Raw genomic sequence first — 3,075 nt, 5'->3', positions numbered from 1 at the left:
CCCTTTACCGCCAGCAGGGGCGGCGGATGATCCATGTTGCGCAAGAGGGGTGGGTAGTCTGCTTCACCGATGCCGACAAAGCGGGCGCCGGCCTTTCCAGCTGTTTCCAGTTCGGCCTCGGCCTCGGCAACGGACGGGATGCGGGCGATCCGGATGGCGCCGCCCGAAATCATCAGTTCCGGCAGTATTTCAAGCGCCGCTTCGGCTGAGCCGAAGCGGTTGATCAGGTCGCGAAAGGAGGCAGGGCCGACATTCTGGGTGCGGATCAGTCGTAGCCAGCTCAGCCGCTGCCGGTCGCTGAGGCGCGGCCCGGCGGTCGGCTCGCTCATCCCTTGGCTCCGATCTTGCCCTCGGTGCCGGCAAGCAGGCGCGAAATGTTTTCCCGGTGCTTGATGAAAACGATGACGCTCATCACCACGAACAATCCGGCAATTTGCGGCGTGCTCAGGACATAGAGGGCGATCGGCACGATGACCGCCGCCGTCAGCGCCGCAAGCGAGGAATAACGGAAGAGGAATGCCATCACCAGCCAGACGACGGCGAAGATCAGCGCTACCTGCCAGGCAAGGCCGATCAGCACGCCGAGATAGGTGGCGACGCCCTTGCCGCCCTTGAAGCCCAGCCATACCGGGAAGAGATGACCGAGAAAGGCGCCGAGACCGGCCCAGATCGCCAGGTCAGGCGCGAAATAGCCAGCAATCAGCACGGCGGCCGTGCCCTTCAGCGCGTCGAGCAACAGCGTCGCCGCGGCTAGGCCCTTGTTGCCGGTGCGCAGAACATTGGTGGCGCCGATGTTGCCCGAGCCGATCTGGCGCACATCGCCAAGGCCGGCCGCGCGGGTGAGCAGAAGTCCGAACGGAATCGAGCCCAGGAGATAGCCGAACACAAGCGCTGGGATGAGGCTGTAAGTCATTGTTTCCCCCGCATTTCCCCCAGTTTGGCCGGATCAGGCGCGGTGCGCGGGTTGTCCGGCTCAGACGGAGAACACTGTGCGGCCCGCAACCAGCGTTTGCAAGACCTTGCCTTGCAGGCGCGCACCTTCGAAACAGGTGTTTTTTGAGCGCGAACGAATGCCGCTTTCGCTGACGATCCAGGGTTCGTCGAGGTCGACAAGCGCAAGATCGGCGACAGCGCCGGGCTTCAGCGTGCCACCGGGCAGTCCGAACAGTTTTGCCGGGGCCGTGGACAGGGTCTCGATCAGCCTCAGCAACGGCACGTCGCCATTGTGGTAGAGCCGCAAGGCCGCGCCCAGCAGCGTCTCCAACCCGATGGCGCCGGCCGCCGCATCGGCGAAGGGCAGGCGCTTGGTGTCGACATCCTGCGGATCGTGCGAGGAGACGATGACGTCGATCGTACCGTCCCTGACCGCCTCGATCATCGCCAGCCGGTCTTCCTCGGCACGCAATGGCGGCGTCAGGCGAAAGAAGGTGCGGTATTCGCCGACATCGTTTTCATTGAGCGACAGATTGTGGATCGCCACGCCCGACGTCACCGTCGCCCCGTCGGCCTTGGCACGCGTCACGGCGTTTGCCGCCATCGCCGTCGAGATCTTCGCCGCATGGTACGAACCGCGCGTCAGCCGCGCCAGCGCAAGGTCGCGTTCCAGCGGGATGGATTCGGCCTCGCGCGGAATGCCGGAAAGGCCGAGCCAGCTGGCGTAGAGGCCTTCATTCATCACGCCGGATGAACCGAGGTCCGCATCCTGCGTCTCATGCACGATGGTGGCGCCGAAGTCGCGCGCATAGGTCAGCGCGCGGCGCATCACCAGCGCACTCGATATGGTGTGGCGGCCATCGGTGAAGGCGACCGCGCCGGCTTCGCGCAGCAGGCCGAACTCGGTCATCTCGCGCCCGTCGAGGCCCTTGGTGATCGCCGCAGCCGGAAAGACGTTGACGATAGCCGTGTCTTTGGCGGTGCGCAGCACGAACTCGACAAGCGCCACATTGTCGATCACCGGGTCGGTATCGGGCATCATGACGATGGAGGTGACGCCGCCAGCCGCCGCCGCGACACTCGCCGACGCAATGGTTTCGCGATGCTCGCCGCCCGGTTCGCCGATGAAGACGCGGCCGTCGATAAGGCCTGGAATGATCGCCTTGCCGGCGCAGTCGATAATGGTGGCGCCCTCGGGCGCGCCCTGGTTGAGCGCTGGCTTGCCGGCGGCAACGATCTTGCGGCCATCGACGATGACGGCGCCGATCTCGTCCATGCCGCGCGAGGGGTCGACGATGCGGGCGCGCTCAAAGACCGTTATGCTCATGCGCCGCGGCCCTCTTGATTGCGACGGGGATCGAGCAGCGCTTCCATGACCGCCATGCGCACAGCAACGCCCATTTCGACCTGTTCCTGGATGACGCTTTGCGGGCCGTCGGCGATTTCCGAAGCGATCTCGACGCCACGGTTCATCGGTCCGGGGTGCATCACCAACGCGTCGTCTTTGGCCGCCTTCAGTTTTTCCGCATCGAGGCCGAAATAGCGGAAATACTCGCGCACCGAAGGCACGAAGGCGCCTTCCATGCGCTCGCGCTGCAGGCGCAGCATCATCACCACATCGGCGTCCTTGAGGCCTTCGGCCATCGAACGGGTGACGATGACGCCCATCTTCTCGATGCCAGTGGGCAGCAGCGTCGACGGCGCAACGACGCGCACCTGCGCGCCGAGCGCGTTGAGCAGCATGATGTTGGAGCGCGCCACGCGCGAATGCAGGATGTCGCCGCAGATCGCCACGATCAGCTTCGACGGCGGGCCTTTGGCGCGGCGGGTGGTCAGCGCGTCGAGCAGCGCCTGTGTCGGGTGCTCATGCGCGCCGTCGCCGGCATTGACGACGGAGCAGCCGACCTTCTGCGCGAGAAGCGCGGCCGCACCGGCCGACTGGTGGCGGATGATCAATATGTCGGGCCGCATGGCATTCAGCGTCATCGCCGTGTCGATGAGCGTTTCGCCCTTCTTCACCGAAGAGCTTGCCACCGACATGTTCATGACATCGGCGCCAAGCCGCTTTCCGGCCAGTTCGAACGACGACTGCGTGCGCGTCGAGGCTTCATAGAACAGGTTGATCTGTGTGCGGCCGCGCAG

General features: G+C 65.1%; 3 protein-coding genes and 1 pseudogene. All 4 read right to left on the bottom strand.

Features of this window, described 5'->3' with window-relative positions; all coding sequences use genetic code 11:
- A pseudogene (locus tag EN879_RS29965) lies at positions 1-329 on the bottom strand (DNA-protecting protein DprA); the annotation flags it as partial.
- Entirely contained in the window at positions 326-913 is a 588-nt protein-coding gene (gene plsY / locus EN879_RS29960; RefSeq protein WP_063167952.1) for a glycerol-3-phosphate 1-O-acyltransferase PlsY, read from the bottom strand. The gene plsY and the pseudogene EN879_RS29965, both read right to left, overlap by 4 nt.
- Before the next feature lie 60 nt (positions 914-973).
- Entirely contained in the window at positions 974-2,260 is a 1,287-nt protein-coding gene (locus EN879_RS29955; RefSeq protein ID WP_063167953.1) for a dihydroorotase, read from the bottom strand.
- Positions 2,257-3,075, bottom strand: an 819-nt coding sequence (locus EN879_RS29950; protein ID WP_127274443.1) for an aspartate carbamoyltransferase catalytic subunit, incomplete at its 5' end; no start/stop codon positions are given. The genes EN879_RS29955 and EN879_RS29950, both read right to left, overlap by 4 nt.

This window comes from Mesorhizobium sp. M7A.F.Ca.AU.002.02.1.1 (genome assembly GCF_003998535.1).
GTDB classification, from domain to species: domain Bacteria; phylum Pseudomonadota; class Alphaproteobacteria; order Rhizobiales; family Rhizobiaceae; genus Mesorhizobium; species Mesorhizobium ciceri.
The sequence above is the reverse complement of the archived record's forward strand: the minus strand, read 5'-3'. Positions and strand labels throughout refer to the sequence as shown.

Bases quoted from the DNA above. Each gene is read 5' to 3' on its own strand.
- plsY (WP_063167952.1), bottom strand. From the start codon at position 913: ATGACTTACAGCCTCATCCCAGCGCTTGTGTTCGGCTATCTCCTGGGC.
- EN879_RS29955 (WP_063167953.1), bottom strand. From the start codon at position 2,260: ATGAGCATAACGGTCTTTGAGCGCGCCCGCATCGTCGACCCCTCGCGC.